The organism is Roseomonas elaeocarpi (assembly GCF_042433915.1).
Taxonomy (GTDB): Bacteria; Pseudomonadota; Alphaproteobacteria; order Acetobacterales; family Acetobacteraceae; genus Roseomonas; species Roseomonas elaeocarpi.
On record NZ_JBHLUN010000007.1, the window covers coordinates 95,944 to 111,346 of the forward strand.

Genomic DNA, 15,403 nt, shown 5'->3' on the forward strand with positions numbered 1-15,403 from the left:
CGCTGCCCCAGCCGGGGCCCCCAATGCGTGCCGATGCCGAAGCCCTGAAGGGGCAGATCGAAGACTCCATCGCCCTCCTGCGCCGCCATCTCGACTGGGACGCCGCCACGGTGCGCCTGATCGAACTCAATGCCCGCGCCGAGGACCCGACGCTGTGGAACGACGCCGACGAGGCCGGGCGCGTGATGCGCGAGCGCGGCCGGCTGAGTGACCAGATCGACGGCGTGGCCAAGCTGACCCAGGACGTGCGCGACGCGCTGGAACTGATCGAGCTGGCCGAGGCGGAGGGCGACGCCGCCACCGCCGATGCCGCCGTGGCCGACCTCAAGGGCTTCGCCGCCGAGGCCAAGCGGCGCGAGATCGAAAGCCTCCTGAGTGGCGAGGCCGATCCCAACGACGCCTTCCTCGAGGTGAACGCCGGCGCCGGCGGCACCGAGGCGCAGGACTGGGCCGAGATGCTGCGGCGCATGTACACGCGCTGGGCCGAGAAGCGCGGCTACAAGGTGGTCGTGACCGAGGAAAGCGAGGGCGAGCAGGCCGGCATCAAGTCCGCCACGCTGCAGATCACCGGCCCCAACGCCTACGGCTGGCTCAAGACCGAGGGCGGGGTTCACCGCCTGGTGCGCATCAGCCCCTTCGACGCCGCGGCGCGGCGCCAGACCTCGTTTGCCAGCGTCTACGTCTACCCGGTGATCGACGACAAGATCGAGGTCGAGATCAACCCGGCCGACCTCAAGACCGACACCTTCCGCGCCTCCGGCGCCGGCGGCCAGCACGTCAACAAGACGGAGTCCGGCGTGCGCTTCACCCATATCCCGACCGGGATCGTGGTGGCCTCCACCCAGGACCGCTCGCAGCACCGCAACCGCGCCATCGCCATGGATATGCTGCGCGCCCGCCTCTACGAGCTGGAGCTGAGCAAGCGCGAGGCGATCGCGGCGGGCGTCGAGGCCAGCAAGACCGACATCGGCTGGGGCCACCAGATCCGCTCCTACGTGCTGCAGCCCTATCAGATGGTGAAGGACCTCCGCACCAGCGTCGAGAAGGGCAACCCGGCCGCGGTGCTGGACGGCGACCTGGACGAGTTCATGGCGGCCGCCCTGGCGCAGCGCGTCGGCGGCACCCGCTCCGAGGCCAGCGCCGCGGCGCTCTGAGCCCCGGGCACCGCCTGTAACGGCGCGGGCCAGCCGCGCAGAGCAGGGCCCGTCGCGCCGCAAGCCTGTTGAAACATCGCGCGGAGGGTGCCCCTGGTAGGAGGGGCACCTCACGGCCGCGAGATGTTCATGGCGCTTCCTCTTTCCCACGGGGCCGGGTCCGCCTTCGGTCCGGATGTCGCTGCCGCGGAGCTTGCCGCTCCATTGAGCCGGCCGTCGGGCGGGGGCTGGCGCCGGGTTCTGCCGGCGGTGCATCCCGGCGTGGCGCTGCTGCTCGTGGCGCTGGCGCTGCGGCTGCCGGGCTTCGGCAATCCGGTGCTCGACGTCGACGAGGAGTTCTACCTCCTGGTGGGCGACCGGCTGCTGCACGGCGCGCTGCCCTTCGTCGACATCTGGGACCGCAAGCCGGCCGGGCTGTTCCTGATCTACGCCGCGATCCGGCTGCTGGGTGGCACGGGCATCCTCCAGTACCAGCTCGTCGCCACCCTTTCGGCGGCGGCCACGGCCACGGTGATCGCCCGGATCGCCCGGCGCTTCGCACCCGGCCGCGGCGCCATCCTGGCTGGCGTCGCCTACCTGCTCTGGCTGGACGTGCTGGGCGGGCAGGGTGGCCAGTCCCCCGTCTTCTACAACCTTCCGGTGGCGCTGGCGGCGCTGCTGACCCTCGGCGCCGTGACGGGAGCACCGACCCCGTCGCGGCTGCGGCGGCAGGGCTGCGCGGTCATGCTGCTCACCGGCCTGGCGATGCAGATCAAGTACACCGCCGTGTTCGAGGGCGTCTTCTTCGGCTGCGCCCTGCTGCTCGCCGCCCGGCGCGGCGGCGCGGGGCCGGGGCGGCTGGCGGCGAACGCTGCGGCCTGGATCGGCTGTGCCCTGCTGCCGACCGCCCTGGTGCTCGGGTTCTTCGTCGCGATTGGGCAGGGCGGGGCCTTCGCCTATGCCAACTTCGTCTCGATCTTCCAGCGCTCCGCCCCGGAAGACGGTTCATCCCTCGTCAGGCTGGGCAAGATGGCGGCCTACCTCGCGCCGCTGGCGATCTGCGCGGTGCTGTCGCGCTGGCCGCACAGGCCTGCCGCCATCGCCGCGCGGGCGGAGGCGGCCGCGGCGCAGGGTTTCGTGGTCGCCTGGGCCGGCGCGTCCGTCGCCGGCGTCCTGGTCTTCGGCACCTATTACAACCACTACGCCCTGCCGATGCTGGTGCCGCTCGCGGCCGCCGCGGCGCCGCTGCTGGCCACCGCCGATCCGCGCCGGGCGCTGCGCGCCGCCTTCGCGCAACCCTCCGCCGTGACGGCGGGCCATGCGCTGCGGCTGGGCTTCCCGCTTCTCGCCCTGTTCGCGGCCCTGGTGACCGGGTTGGTCATGCACCGCCATCACCTGCGCAACCGCGGCGACGGCAGCCAGGTCCGCGCGATCGCCGACTACCTGCGCCCGAGGCTGCACGACTGCCTCTTTATCTTCGAGGGTGAACCGATCCTCTACCACCTGACCGGCAGCTGCCTCGCGACGCGCTACGCTTTTCCCAGCCACCTGGCCGATGCCAAGGAAGCCGGCGCCACCGGCGTCGTGCCGGAGGAGGAGGTGGCACGTATCCTGGGAACGCGGCCGGAATTCGTGCTGTCCGACGATGCGCCGCTGCCGCGCAGCAACCGGCGCAGCTGGGCCGTGGCGCTGGAGGCCCTGGAGCAGAACTACCACCCGGTGCTGCGGGTGCAGGTCGGGAAGCGGCAGCGCGTCCTGTACCGGCGAAACGACGCCGGCTGAGGGGCGGCGGCCGGACGCACGGCGCGACCCACGGGGGCGGGGACCGGCGCCCGGCCACCCGGTCGTGGCCCGGAACCGCCGGCCGGGAAGGCCTGACGGAAGGATAAGGCTCCGGACGTCCTAGCCGCGCCCTGCCGCGGCGCGCCGGGAACCCTCCACCGCCAGCGTCGCGGCCGCCATCGCGGCGCACAGGGACTCCGACAACAGCGCCGAAGCCTGTTCCGTGCCGCCCCCGGAGACATGGACGGGGGCGCCCACCACCGCCACGCAGCGCGCGAAGGGGAAGGGGATGACCATCCGGTCCCAGCTTCCGAGCCGCCGACAGGGCTTCGCGTAGGCGCCGCAGGGCACCACCGGCACGCCTGCCATCATCGCGATCCGGGCACTGCCTTGCGAGATCCGGCGCCGCGGCCCGCGCGGGCCGTCGGGCACGATCACCACCACCGCGCCCTCGCGCATCGCCTGGAGCATGTCGCGCGTCGCGGCCGTGCCGCCCGCCGAGGAACTGCCGGCCACCGGCTCCAGCCCGAAGCGCGACAACAGCGCCCCGATCATGCCGCCGTCGCGGCTGCGCGACACCAGCACCATCCCGCGCTTGCGCGGCGTGGCGTCTTCCACGGACCGCCAGAACTCCGACCAAGCCAGCGGCATCAGCGGCAGGCACTCGTGCCAGAAGCCCAGGATGAAGCCTCCGGGCGCAGCGGCGAGGCTCCGCAACTCCTCGGTGCCCTGCAGTTCCCAGCGGGCGGTACGGCTGCACAGGTCCAGGTAGCCGCCCAGCATCCTTGTCAGCAGCTTGCTCCGGATCACGGCCTTGCCCACCCGGGCGATGGGGCCCCGGCGCCTGGCAGGTTTCGGCACGGCCCCATGCAAGGGAAGAGACGGGATCGCCGGAGGCCGGTGTGGAAGACTCATCCAAGGTTTGTGGGAAAAAATCCCACGGATGACGAGTTACGAACTGCGTCCGCCCGCCTCCGCACCGGAGCAGCCTTCTGCGTCGCGGCGAGGCCCGACGGTACGGGTTGACGGTACGCTCAGGCGAGGACGCCGGAGCGATCCCGATCCGGCAGCCTCGGGCCCACCCTCAGCCCTGCCATTCCCGGACGTGCTCGGCCACCGCGCCACGCCGCGCCGGCGCCATGGCGGAGCCGTCGGGCGTGCCCACGAACAGGAAGCCCAGCAGGCGGTCCGGCGCGCTCAGCCCCAGCGCCTCGGCCACGCTCGGGTCGTAGGCATTGGCGCCGGTGACCCAGATGGCGCCGTACCCCGCCGCGTGCAGCGCGTTCAGCACGTTCATGGTGCCCGCCGCGACGGTGAGCAGCTGCTCGAGTTCGGGGATCTTGCCCTCCCGCACCTGGGCGCCGAGCGCGATCACCAGCGGCGCCTTGAGGATGCGGCCGCGTTGCTTGTCGATCAGCGGCTGCGGCCCTTCCGGGTCGCGGGCGCGCATCGCGGCCTCGATCGTGTCGGCCCAGCGCGCCCGGGCCTCGCCCCGGATCAGCACGAAGCGCCAGGGCCGCAGCGCCCCGTGGTCCGGCGCGCTCAGCGCGGTGGCGAGGATGCGCTCGAGCTCCTCGCCCTCGGGTGCCGGGGCGCGTAGCATGGGCGCGGGAACCGAGCGGCGCTCCAGCAGTGCGCCGAGAACGGCACCCGGATCGATGCTGTCCCGCTGTCCGTCGATCGCGTCCATGGAACCTCCTGAGATGAAAACAGTTCTCAACTGAGCCACATAGTCGGGCAGGGCCATGCCGCCAAGCCTGGCGAGGCCCCGGGGCGACCTCGGACCGTTCCGCGGTGCGTCACCATACGCCGCGCAACCATCCGGTGGAGCCACGGCTTCCTCCGCCGTGCCCGATATCTCCAGATCCGTCAGCGGGAAGGGTGGCGCGCCGCCGGAACCCACCATCGGGAGCCGGCTTCCGCGGCGCTTCCTGGCCGCGCGCGACGCCACGCAGCAGATCTTCCACCTCGACTGGAAGGCGCGGCAGCTGCGCATCGCCACGCTCTGCATGCCGGCGATCGCGCTGGTGCTGCTGGCGGGCTTCCTGCTGGACCAGATGGGTCCGGCCCTGGTGGCCGCGGGCGGCGCCATGACGGTGGGCTTCGGTGCCGTGCAGCGCTTCTCGCGCGGCTGGAGCCAGCCGATGCTGGGCGCCCTGCTCGGCATGACGCTCTCGACCCTGGCGGGCTCGCTGCTGGGCGGTTCCGCCTGGGGGCAGGTGCCGGCGGCGGGGCTGCTGGCCGCGGTCTGCGGGCTGCTGAACGTGGTGGGCACAGGGGCGTGGTGGATCGCCCTGCAGTGGAACGTGACGCTGGCCGTGGCGGGCGCCTATCCCTCGGGCTGGGAATCGGCGCTGGGGCGGGCGCTGCTGGTGATGGCGGGCGGCGGGGTGCAGTGGACCTTCCTGGCCTCGCTGCAGCACTACTTCCCGCCCACCGAGCCCTGGCCGCCCGGCCGGCAGGTGCCCAATGCCTGGCGCGCGGTGCGCGAGGCGATCCGCTGGAATGCCCCGGACGGGCGCTACGCCGTGCGCCTGGCGGTGGCGGCGATGATCGCGGCGGGGCTGGCGCGCGGCACCGGGCTTCCCAGCGGCTACTGGGCCACCATGACCGCGGTGGTGGTGATGAAGCCGACGCTGCGCGAAACCTCGGCGCGTGGCGTGCAGCGCGTGGCGGGCACGGTGCTCGGCGCGGGGGTGGCAACGCTGGGGGCGGCGCTGCTGCACCCTGGCCACCCGGCGCTGGCCGTGGCGGTGCTGGTGCTCGCCTGGGCCAGCTACGCCCTGCAGAAGGTCAACTACGCGGCGCTGTCCACCGCGATCACCGCCTATGTCGTGACGCTGATCGCCCTGGGCGACACGCCGGAGGTGCTGACCGCCCTGCACCGGGTGGTGGCGACGCTGGTGGGCAGTGCCGTCGCGCTGGTGGTGGATGCGCTGTTCTGGGGCGCGACCCATTGGGATCGCACGCCCTGGAGCGGCTGGTTCCGACGGCTGGCCCACACCCGCCGCCACGGGGGTTGAAGCGGCCTCGCGCCCGGTCGCACCCGGCACCCGGAGGCCTGGCGGGTGCCGCGAAACCCGCCGAGGGTCCGTTGCAAAACATGATTGACCGCCGCCCTTCCGCCATCGGAGGGTTGCACGATCGTGACGGATCGTTCCGGCGCGAAACAACGTCCAAAGCAAGCAACCCGGCAACAGATCCGGGGAAACGGGAACACCCATGTCCATGCCAGCCGGCCTCGCTTACCGCGACGCCGCCGCCACCGCGCCACCCGTGGCGGGGGGCGTCAGCCCGATCCTGCGCGACCCGACCTTCCAAGAACTCGCCCGCAGCCGCTCCGCCTTCGGCTGGACGCTGTCGGCGGTGATGCTGGTGATCTACCTGGGCTTCATCCTGCTGGTCGCCTTCGCGCACGGCGTCATGGCCACGCCGGTCTTCGCGGGCGGCACGACCTCGCTCGGCATCGTGCTGGGCCTGGGCGTGATCATCGCGGCCTTCGTGCTGACCGGCATCTACGTCGCCCGCGCCAACGGCCGCTACGACGCCATGACGCGCGAGCTCCAGGCGCGCTACGGCAAGGCGGCGCCGGCGGGAGGGATCCGCCGGTGAGTGCTTCCGCCCGTACCGCGCCGTCGCGCGGCGCCGCCTCCGGCATCCCGGCCACCCGGCCCATGACGGCCCGCTCCGCGCCCGTCGGCCTCGGGGCGGCCGGTTCCGCGCCGCGCCGCCTGGCAGGCCGCGCGGCGCTGACTGTCCCGCTCGGCGCCGCGCTGTGCACCGCCGCGGCCGGCGCCGCGCAGGCGGCCGACGCCATCACCGGGCCGGTGGACCGGCAGGCGCTGAACTACAGCGCTATCGCGATGTTCGTGCTCTTCGTGCTGCTGACGCTGGTGATCACCTATCGTGCGGCCAGGCGCACCCGCTCGGCGGCCGACTTCTACGCGGCCGGCGGCGGCGTCACCGGTTTGCAGAACGGGCTGGCGATCGCTGGCGACTTCATGTCCGCGGCGTCGTTCCTGGGGATTTCGGCGCTGGTCTACACCAGCGGCTTCGACGGGCTGATCTACTCGATCGGCTTCCTGGTGGGCTGGCCGATCGTGCTGTTCCTGATCGCCGAGCGCCTGCGCAACCTCGGCAAGTTCACCTTCGCCGACGTGGCGTCCTTCCGCCTGGACCAGACGGCGATCCGCACGCTCTCGGCCATCGGCACGCTGATTGTGGTGGCCTTCTACATGATCGCGCAGATGGTGGGGGCGGGTAAGCTGATCCAGCTGCTGTTCGGCCTGCAGTACCTGTATGCCGTGGTGATCGTGGGCGTGCTGATGATCGTCTACGTGGCCTTCGGCGGCATGAAGGCCACCACCTGGGTGCAGATCATCAAGGCCTGCCTGCTGCTGTTTGGCGCCTCCTTCATGGCGCTGGCGGTGCTGTGGCACTTCGGCTTCAGCCCCGAGGCGATGTTCAGCTCCGCCGTCGCGGCGCACCCGCGCGGGGCCAGCATCATGGCGCCGGGCAACATGGTGGCCGACCCGGTCTCGGCGATCTCGCTGGGCCTCGCGCTGATGTTCGGTACGGCCGGCCTGCCGCACATCCTGATGCGCTTCTTCACCGTGTCCGACGCCCAGGAAGCCCGCAAGTCGGTGTTCTACGCCACCGGCTTCATCGCCTACTTCTATATCCTGACCTTCATCATCGGCTTCGGCGCCATCACCTACCTGATGAACGACCCGAGCTACTTCACCGCCCCCGCCGCCGGCGGCGCCATCAACAAGCTGACCGGCCTCATCGGCGGCTCCAACATGGTGGCGGTGCACCTGGCCAACGCGGTGGGCGGCTCGCTGTTCCTGGGCTTCATCTCGGCGGTGGCCTTCGCGACCATCCTGGCGGTGGTGGCGGGGCTGACGCTGTCGGGCGCCTCGGCAGTCAGCCACGACCTTTACGCCTCGGTGATCGCGCGCGGCCGCGTGTCGGAAGGCGGCGAGGTGCGGCTGAGCAAGATCGCGGCGGTGGTGATCGGCCTCGTGGCGATCTGGCTCGGCTACGTGTTCGAGAACCAGAACGTCGCCTTCATGGTGGGCCTGGCCTTCGCGGTGGCGGCGTCGTGCAACTTCCCCGTGCTGCTGATGTCGATCCTGTGGCGCGGCACCACCACCATGGGCGCGCTGCTGGGCGGGCTGCTCGGCCTCGTGGCGGCGGTGCTGATGGTGGTGCTGAGCAAGGCGGTCTGGGTGGACACCTTCGGCCATGCCAGTGCCCTGTTCCCCTACGACAACCCGGCGCTCTTCTCGATGCCGCTGGCCTTCGTGGCGATCTGGGTCATCTCGAAGATGGACACGAGCCGCCGTGCCGCGCGCGAGATGGCGGCCTTCGAGGCGCAGTACGTGCGCTCCGAAACCGGCATCGGCGCCGAGGAAGCGACGGCGCACTGATCCAGCCTTCCGGCGGCACCTACCCGGGTGCCGCCGGAGTAACCGCGACGTCCAGGTGCCCCGCGCATCCGGGGCGACACGCCCCGTTTCGCCACCCTGCGGGTGATCTGCTAGGCTCCCTGGCAGCCGGACTCGCCGCGACTTCGGCGACCGCGCGCAGGAAGGTGAAGCGATGGACCCGGCATTCCGCGGCCAGGCAGCCACGATCGTGACCGAGCCACCGCCCCGGGCACAGCGCCGGGTCGCCGGCTGGCTCTGCCTCCTCGCCGCGCTGGCGACGCTCTGCCTCCTGCCGCTCGCGGCGCGTGGCGGCCCCGTGCTGCCCGGCTTCATGCTGATCCACCAGACCGCGCTGGTGATCACCTACGGGCTGAGCGCCTGGGTGCTGTTCGCGCAGTTCCGCCGCGCCCGTTCCGTGCCGCTGCTGCTGATCGCCGGCGGGACGCTCTACACCACGGCCATCGTGCTGCTCCAGCTGCTGAGCGTGCCCGGCATCGTGCCGGCGGGGCGGCTGCTCGGCGCGGGGCCGGAAACGACGACCTGGCTCTGGACCTTCTGGCACCTGGGGCCGCCGGCCTGCGCCCTGGCCTATGCCCTGACGCTGCGCGGTGAGCAGACGCGGCTGGTTCCGTCCGGCGCCGGCCGGCTCGCGGTGGCCACCGCGGTGCTGGCGGCGCTGGTCGCGGCCGGGCTGAGCGCGCTGCTGGCGACCGGAGGCCTGCCCTGGCTGCCGCACCAGGTGACCGGGGACGACTACACGGCGCTGACCACCTCGGGCGTCGGGCCGGCGGTGCAGCTTCTCACGGTCGTGGCGCTGTTGGCGGTTTGGTGGGCCACCAGGCGCAGGCCCAGCGTGCTGGACCTTTGGCTCGGCGTGTCGCTGGTGCTGCTGGTGCTGGACAACTTCCTGACCATGGCCGGCAGCGCGCGGGCCACGGTCGGCTGGTACGTGGGGCGCATCGAGGCGCTGGCCTCGGCCTTCGCGATTCTGTGGGCCTACCTGCACGAGGTGGATGCCCTGCGCGCGCGGGCCGAGGCCTCGGCCGAGGAAGCGGCCCGGGCCGGCGCGGCCCTGCGGCAGGCTCAGAAGATGGAGGCGATCGGGCGCCTGACCGGCGGCATCGCGCACGACTTCAACAACCTGCTGATGGTGGTGACCAGCGGCTTCGAGATGATCCGGCGCCGGCCGGAGGATCAGGCGCGCACCATCAAGCTGGCCGATGCCGGGCTGGAGGCGGCGCAGCGCGGCGCCCGGCTGACGCGGCAGCTGCTGACCTTCGCCCGCCGCCAGAACCTGCGGCCCGAAACCGTCAACCTCAACGCCTCGCTGCTGGACTTCGAGCCGCTGGTGCGCCGCGCCCTGGGCGAGGCCGTCGAGTTCCACTTCACCCTGCACCCGGCGCTTCACCCGGCCCGGATCGACCCCGGCGAGTTCGAGGCCGCGGTGCTCAACCTCGTGGTCAATGCCCGCGACGCCCTGCCGCCGCAGAACGGCCGCATCCTCGTCACCACCCGCAACGAGCGCCGCGCCGCGCCGGCGCAGCCGCAGGCGCCCGAGGCGGTGCCGGCCGGCGACTACGTGGTGATCTCGGTGGTGGACAACGGCACCGGCATGGACGCGGCCACCCGTGCGCAGGTCTTCGAACCCTTCTTCACCACCAAGGAGTTCGGCAAGGGCTCCGGCCTCGGGCTGAGCCAGGTCTGGGGCTTCGCGCGCTCCGCCGGCGGCACGGTGGAGATCGCCTCGGCGCCCGGCCAGGGCACGACGGTCGAGATCTGGCTGCCGCAGGCCGAGCGCCTCCAGCCGTCCGCCGAGCACGGTACCGGCGCGGCCTCGCCGCTGCGCCGCGCCGATGCGGGGGAAACCGTGCTGGCGGTGGAGGACGAGCCCGCCGTGCTGGCCGCGGTGACGGAAAACCTGGCCGATCTCGGCTACCGCGTGCTGGCCGCGCGCAATGCCGGCGAGGCGCTGGCGATCCTGCGTGGGCCGGAGCGGGTCGACATCCTGTTCTCGGACGTGGTGATGCCCGGCGGCATGAACGGCGTGCAGCTCGCGGTCGAGGCCGGGCGCCTGCGCGGCGGCCTGCGGGTGCTGCTGACCTCCGGCTACACCGATGAGGCGCTGGCCGGGCAGCACAGCGTGCCCTCCGACGTGCCGATCCTGACCAAGCCCTACCGGCGGGAAGAGCTGGCGGAACGCCTGCAGGTGGCCCGCCGCAACGGCTAGGCGCCGCGTCGCGCCTCGGTGGAGGGTGGCAGGGCAGGGGAAGCCGCCCGCCCATCCGCGCGGGCCGGCGGCGCCTCGCCCGCCCTCCGCCCCGCGCGGGGGCGCCTTACTTCTCGACGAAGGCCTTCTCGATCACGAACTCCGCCGGCTCGTGCTGGCTGCCCTCGCGGAAGCCGCGCTCCTCCAGGATGGCGCGGCAGTCGGCCAGCATCTCGGGGCTGCCGCACAGCATCACGCGGTCGTCTTCTGGCGAAAGCGGCGGCAGGCCCAGATCCTCGAAGATCTTGCCCGAGGTGATCAGGTCGGTGACGCGGCCCTGGTTGCGGAAAGGCTCGCGCGTCACGGTCGGGTAGTAGAGGAGCTTGTCGCCCACCAGCTCGCCCAGGAACTCGTGCTGCTTCAGCTCCGTCTCGATCAGGTCCCGACACGCGAGCTCCGCCACCTCGCGCACGCCGTGCACCAGCACGATGCGCTCGAAGCGGTCATAGGCCTCTGGCTCGCGGATCAGGCTCAGGAAGGGCGCGAGGCCGGTGCCGGTGGACAGGAACCACAGGGTCTTGCCGGGGCGCAGGTTGTCCAGCAGCAGCGTGCCCACCGGCTTGCGCCCGACAAGCACCGTGTCGCCCGGCTGCAGGTGCTGCAGCCGCGAGGTCAGCGGCCCGTCGGGCACCTTGATCGACAGGAATTCCAGCTCCTCGTCCCAAGGGGCGGAGGCGATGGAATAAGCGCGCAGCAGCGGCTTGCCGTCCACCGGCAGGCCGATCATCACGAACTGCCCGGCCTGGAAGCGCAGCGCCTGGTCGCGCGTGGTGCGGAAGGTGAAGAGCCGGTCGGTCCAGTGGTGCACGGACAGCACCGTCTCGTGGAAGAAGGCGGCGCTCGGGGCGGGCTTGGCAAGGGGTGCGTTCATGTCGCCGCCCCTATGAAACGGAGGCGGTCCGGACGCAACGGCCAACCGCGAGCCGAGCACGGTGAATTGCGAGGCATTCGCGCAACGCAACCCTTGCGGTCCAGTGGCCAGCCCGCCGCGACGCGGTGGCAACCTGCCCGGTGCGCCCCGGCGGTGCCGTTGCCAGCCGGCCCGGCCCGATGCCAGGGTGGCGCATGTCCGCCGCGTCCCATTCCCCCGCAACCTCGCCCGCAACCGAACCGCCGCTCGGGCCCGAGGTCGATCCCACGCCCCGGCCCCTGCCGGCCCGCATCCCCCATCGCGGCGCCTCGGTCGACCTCGAGCCGCTGCACCCGCGCCACGCGGCCGAGCTTTTCGCGGCCTCCCAGGGGGCGGAGGGCAGCTGGGCTTATCTCGGCTACGGCCCCTTCGCGGACGTGGCGGCGATGCGCCGGCACCTCGGAAGCTTTTCCACCCAGCACGACCCGGTCGCCTGGGCCATCCGGCCGCACCGCACCGGCACCGCCGACGGCTGGCTGACGCTGATGGAGATCGCCCCGGCCGACGCGGCGATCGAGCTCGGCCATATCTGGTTCAGCCCGCGCCTTCAGCGCACCCGCGCCGCCACCGAGGCGATGTTCCTGCTGATGCGCCACGCGATGGACGACCTCGGCTATCGCCGCCTCACCTGGAAGTGCCACGCGCTGAACGCGCCGTCGCGCCGCGCGGCGGAACGGCTGGGCTTCCAGTACGAGGGCACGCTGCGGGCGGTGAAGGTGGTCAAGGGCCGCCTGCGCGACACCGCCTACTTCTCGATCCTGGCCGAGGAATGGCCCGAGCGCGCCGCGCGGATCGCCGCCTGGCTCGACGACGCGAACTGGGACGCCGCGGGCCGACCCCGCACCTCGCTGGGCGGTAGGGGGCTCGCCGGGTAGAGGGCGGGCAGGGGGGCTCGCACGGACCGGGAAATCTCCCGACGGACCCGACGTTGGCGCCTGTGTCGTCGTTCCGGCCGCAGCCCTGACGCCGAATCGTTGCGGGGCCGATGATGATCCCGGTGGGTGGGCGCGACACCATCCCCATAGGGGGCGAAGTGGGAACCACCACGCGCCACCGCGCCAGGGGGATGAACACCGGTGCCTGAACCGATCCCTCTGCCCCGGCCCTCGCGCAGCGTCGCGAAGCGAACCTCCGCCGGAGTCCACGTTTTCCGCAGCTTTCCGGCAGCTGACGCGCTTGCTCCCGGGCGCCGGTATGGACAAGTTGGCAGCCCCTAACGGAGTTCCCGATGCCGATCCGCGACGCTGCTTCCTCCGACATCCCGGCGATGACCGCCATCTACGCGCACCACGTCGCCCATGGCACCGGGACCTTCGAGGAGGAGGCGCCCGACGCCGCGGAGATGACGCGCCGCTTCGAGCGCGCGCAGAAAGCCGGCTGGGCCTGGCTGGTCTTCGAGAACGAGGCGAACGAGGTGGTGGGCTACGCCTACTACGCCCAGTTCCGCGACCGCTCCGCTTATCGCTTCACCGCCGAGGACTCGATCTATATCCGCGACGACGTGCGCGGGCAGGGCGTGGGCAAGGCGCTGGTGGCGGAGCTGCTGGCACGCGCCGAGGCCGCGGGCTTCCGGCAGATGCTGGCGGTGATCGGCGACAGCGAAAATGTGGGCTCGATCGGCCTGCACCTGTCGCTGGGCTTCCGGCAGACCGGCGTGCTGCGCGCCACGGGGTTGAAATTCGGCCGCTGGCTCGACGTGGTGTTCATGCAGCGCTCGCTGGGCGAGGGCGACCGCACGCTCCCCGACGAGGGCTAACGGCGGGTCGACGGACGCGGCGGCGATACGCGCCCCGGTCCACCGGATAACGGCCCACCGTACCCGGCACGCCATTCGCGCCCCTGCTTCCCAGTCCGTTCTTTCGAGACCGTTCTTCCCGAACCGTTCTTCGCAACTGCGGGAGGATCGTGACGTGTGCTCCATTCCCGGGAACGATCCGCCCGGCTGACCCGTTCGGGCCACCGGACGCGGGTTCCTCCACGACCCGCCGTCGCCGGAGGTTCGTACACGCCATGCCTGATCTGTCCCGCCGCGCCGCGCTGGGCGCCGCCACGGGTGCCGCCCTCGTGGCCGGCGTCGCCCGCGCATCCGATGCCGTGGCCCAAGGGGCACCGACCGCCCCGCTGCCGATGCGCGGCAACGAGGGCGCCGACATCCTGGGGCCCCGCAACCTCGCGCGGGAAGCGCAGAACCCCGACATCGTGTCGCCGCCCAACACCGATGCCGGCACGCTGCCCAACCTCCGCTTCTCCTTCGCCGACAGCCACCAGCGCATCGAGCCGGGCGGCTGGGCGCGTCAGGTCACGGCGCGCGAGCTGCCGGTCAGCAAGAGCATCGCGGGCGTCAACATGCGCCTCAAGAGCAACGTCGTGCGGGAGCTTCACTGGCACAAGGAAGCCGAGTGGAGCTACATGCTGGCCGGCCGTGCCCGCATCACCGCCGTGGATGCGGACGGCAACTTCTTTATCGACGATGTCGGGCCGGGCGACCTCTGGTACTTCCCCTCGGGCATCCCGCACTCGATCCAGGGCATCGGCGACGAGGGCTGCGAGTTCCTCCTGGTTTTCGACAGCGGTGACTTCTCGGAAGACAGCACCTTCCTGCTGACCGACTGGTTCGCGCACACGCCGAAGGATGTGCTGGCCAAGAACTTCGCCCTGCCAGCCAGCGCCTTCGACAACATCCCCAAGAAGGAGCTCTACATCTTCCCGGCGCCCGCCCCCGGCGCCACGGTCGCGGCCGATACGCCCCAGGGCGCGGGCAAGGTGCCCGAAAGCTTCAGCCACCGCATGCTGGCGCAGGATCCGTTCCGCTTTCCCGGCGGCACGGTGCGCATCACCGACAGCAAGGTCTTCAAGGCGTCCAAGACCATCGCCGCCGCGCTGGTGGAGGTCGAGCCCGGCGGCATCCGCGAGCTGCACTGGCACCCCAACACCGACGAGTGGCAGTACTACATCGAGGGCACCGGCCGCATGACGGTCTTCGCCTCGCAGAGCAGCGCGCGCACCTTCGACTTCGCCGCCGGCGACGTGGGCTACGTGCCCTTCGCGCAAGGCCACTACATCGAGAACACCGGCTCCACCACGCTGCGCTTCCTGGAGATGTTCCGCTCCGACCACTACGCCGACATCTCGGCGCGGCAGTGGCTGGCGCTGACGCCGCACGCGCTGGTGCAGGCGCACCTGAACCTGCCCGCCGGCGCGGTGGAAGGCTTCCCCACGGCCAAGACCGTGGTGATCAAGGGCTGAGGAGAGGCCCCGGCGCGACCCGGGCACGGTGCCCGGAATGCGCCGGGGCAGGGGCTCCGGCCGGAACGCCGCCGTCAGGGTGCCGCGGGCTTCGGGGCAGCGGCCCCGCCCGGCACGTTCGCCGCGCCGTTGACCACCATGTCGCCCATCTGCTTGCACAGCGCGGCCTCGGAAACGTTCTGCGCCTTGGCGGCATCGGCCAGCGTCACCGTGTTGCCGTTGATCGAGATCGTGCCGGAGCGGCCCAGCGCCTCGGCCGCGTCCACGGGCGTCTTGTCGGCCGGCGGCGGCAGCATCGTCATCATCCTGCGCTGGGTGTCCACCGTGCTCGCCTCGATGAAGCTCCGGCCCTGGCAGTATTCCAGGACGCCCAGCTGATTTCCGGCCATCTGGTGGAACATCGCGATCTGCTCGGGCGTCTGCGCCGCGGCGGGGGCCGCGAGGCCCGCGCCGCCGCCGAGCGACATCACACCCAGCAGCAGGATGGTACGGTTCATGACGCTGTCCTCTTGGTTGCGGGAGCGGAACACGCCGGGCGGGTAATCGTTTCAGTTCCGGTTCCGGCCGGTCCCGGGTCCTCCGCGCCGCCGGTGCGCGGCCACTCGTGCCGCCTCGCAAACGTCACCCTTCGCGG

At 72.0% G+C, this 15,403-nt stretch carries 13 protein-coding genes; 9 read left to right on the forward strand and 4 right to left on the reverse strand.

The window, feature by feature from the left end; all coding sequences use genetic code 11:
• The first annotated feature begins 23 nt into the window (after positions 1–23).
• On the forward strand, positions 24–1,154 hold the full coding sequence (prfB, locus tag ACFFGY_RS10545) for a peptide chain release factor 2 (protein WP_377044451.1): 1,131 nt from the start codon (positions 24–26) through the stop codon (positions 1,152–1,154).
• A 204-nt stretch (positions 1,155–1,358) separates the two neighbouring features.
• Positions 1,359–2,915 (forward strand): hypothetical protein, encoded by a 1,557-nt coding sequence (locus ACFFGY_RS10550; protein WP_377044452.1) that lies wholly within the window; start codon positions 1,359–1,361, stop codon positions 2,913–2,915.
• Between the two features lie 120 nt (positions 2,916–3,035).
• Here ACFFGY_RS10550 and ACFFGY_RS10555 read toward each other — a convergent pair whose 3' ends face one another.
• Together ACFFGY_RS10555 and ACFFGY_RS10560 are read right to left on the reverse strand one after the other, a co-directional pair.
• Positions 3,036–3,725 carry a lysophospholipid acyltransferase family protein gene (locus tag ACFFGY_RS10555; RefSeq protein WP_377044453.1) on the reverse strand — a complete coding sequence of 230 codons (690 nt, stop codon included), beginning with the start codon at positions 3,723–3,725 and terminating at the stop codon, positions 3,036–3,038.
• Positions 3,726–3,999: 274 nt separating this feature from the next.
• Entirely contained in the window at positions 4,000–4,605 is a 606-nt protein-coding gene (locus ACFFGY_RS10560) for a nitroreductase family protein (protein WP_377044454.1), read from the reverse strand.
• A 157-nt stretch (positions 4,606–4,762) separates the two neighbouring features.
• Between ACFFGY_RS10560 and ACFFGY_RS10565 the strand changes: the two genes are divergently transcribed.
• The 4 genes from ACFFGY_RS10565 to ACFFGY_RS10580 all read left to right on the forward strand — a co-directional run bounded on the left by ACFFGY_RS10565 (position 4,763) and on the right by ACFFGY_RS10580 (position 10,574).
• Positions 4,763–5,938, forward strand: a complete 1,176-nt coding sequence (locus ACFFGY_RS10565) for an FUSC family protein (protein WP_377044455.1) — start codon at positions 4,763–4,765, stop codon at positions 5,936–5,938.
• A 199-nt stretch (positions 5,939–6,137) separates the two neighbouring features.
• Positions 6,138–6,527: a DUF485 domain-containing protein gene (locus ACFFGY_RS10570; protein WP_377044456.1), complete on the forward strand. Its 390-nt coding sequence runs from the start codon at positions 6,138–6,140 to the stop codon at positions 6,525–6,527.
• A complete protein-coding gene (locus tag ACFFGY_RS10575) occupies positions 6,524–8,347 on the forward strand; it encodes a cation acetate symporter (protein ID WP_456316158.1) in 1,824 nt (607 codons plus the stop codon). Before ACFFGY_RS10570 ends, ACFFGY_RS10575 begins: the two co-directional genes overlap by 4 nt.
• Positions 8,348–8,519: 172 nt before the next feature.
• A complete protein-coding gene (locus ACFFGY_RS10580) occupies positions 8,520–10,574 on the forward strand; it encodes an MASE4 domain-containing protein (RefSeq protein WP_377044457.1) in 2,055 nt (684 codons plus the stop codon).
• 106 nt (positions 10,575–10,680) lie between these two features.
• On the opposite strand, the gene ACFFGY_RS10585 is transcribed toward ACFFGY_RS10580, so the two are convergent.
• Positions 10,681–11,484, reverse strand: a complete 804-nt coding sequence (locus ACFFGY_RS10585) for a ferredoxin--NADP reductase (protein WP_377044458.1) — start codon at positions 11,482–11,484, stop codon at positions 10,681–10,683.
• Positions 11,485–11,678: 194 nt separating this feature from the next.
• Between ACFFGY_RS10585 and ACFFGY_RS10590 the strand changes: the two genes are divergently transcribed.
• The 3 genes from ACFFGY_RS10590 (at position 11,679) to ACFFGY_RS10600 (ending at position 14,769) form a co-directional block, all read left to right on the forward strand.
• The gene (locus ACFFGY_RS10590; protein ID WP_377044459.1) at positions 11,679–12,398 is read left to right on the forward strand and encodes a GNAT family N-acetyltransferase; all 720 of its coding nucleotides are present in this window, start codon (positions 11,679–11,681) and stop codon (positions 12,396–12,398) included.
• 353 nt (positions 12,399–12,751) lie between these two features.
• Positions 12,752–13,279, forward strand: a complete 528-nt coding sequence (locus tag ACFFGY_RS10595) for a GNAT family N-acetyltransferase (RefSeq protein WP_377044460.1) — start codon at positions 12,752–12,754, stop codon at positions 13,277–13,279.
• A gap of 254 nt (positions 13,280–13,533) precedes the next feature.
• Entirely contained in the window at positions 13,534–14,769 is a 1,236-nt protein-coding gene (locus ACFFGY_RS10600; protein ID WP_377044461.1) for an oxalate decarboxylase family bicupin, read from the forward strand.
• 74 nt (positions 14,770–14,843) lie between these two features.
• Here the strand turns inward: ACFFGY_RS10600 and ACFFGY_RS10605 are convergent, their stop codons facing one another.
• Positions 14,844–15,266, reverse strand: coding sequence for a pore-forming ESAT-6 family protein (locus ACFFGY_RS10605; protein WP_377044462.1), 423 nt, complete (start codon positions 15,264–15,266; stop codon positions 14,844–14,846).
• Positions 15,267–15,403 lie beyond the last annotated feature (137 nt).

Coding starts and splice junctions, on each gene's coding strand:
- prfB (WP_377044451.1), top strand. CDS start 24: ATGCGTGCCGATGCCGAAGCCCTGAAGGGGCAGATCGAAGACTCCATC.
- ACFFGY_RS10560 (WP_377044454.1), bottom strand. CDS start 4,605: ATGGACGCGATCGACGGACAGCGGGACAGCATCGATCCGGGTGCCGTT.
- ACFFGY_RS10570 (WP_377044456.1), top strand. CDS start 6,138: ATGTCCATGCCAGCCGGCCTCGCTTACCGCGACGCCGCCGCCACCGCG.
- ACFFGY_RS10580 (WP_377044457.1), top strand. CDS start 8,520: ATGGACCCGGCATTCCGCGGCCAGGCAGCCACGATCGTGACCGAGCCA.
- ACFFGY_RS10585 (WP_377044458.1), bottom strand. CDS start 11,484: ATGAACGCACCCCTTGCCAAGCCCGCCCCGAGCGCCGCCTTCTTCCAC.
- ACFFGY_RS10590 (WP_377044459.1), top strand. CDS start 11,679: ATGTCCGCCGCGTCCCATTCCCCCGCAACCTCGCCCGCAACCGAACCG.
- ACFFGY_RS10595 (WP_377044460.1), top strand. CDS start 12,752: ATGCCGATCCGCGACGCTGCTTCCTCCGACATCCCGGCGATGACCGCC.
- ACFFGY_RS10600 (WP_377044461.1), top strand. CDS start 13,534: ATGCCTGATCTGTCCCGCCGCGCCGCGCTGGGCGCCGCCACGGGTGCC.
- ACFFGY_RS10605 (WP_377044462.1), bottom strand. CDS start 15,266: ATGAACCGTACCATCCTGCTGCTGGGTGTGATGTCGCTCGGCGGCGGC.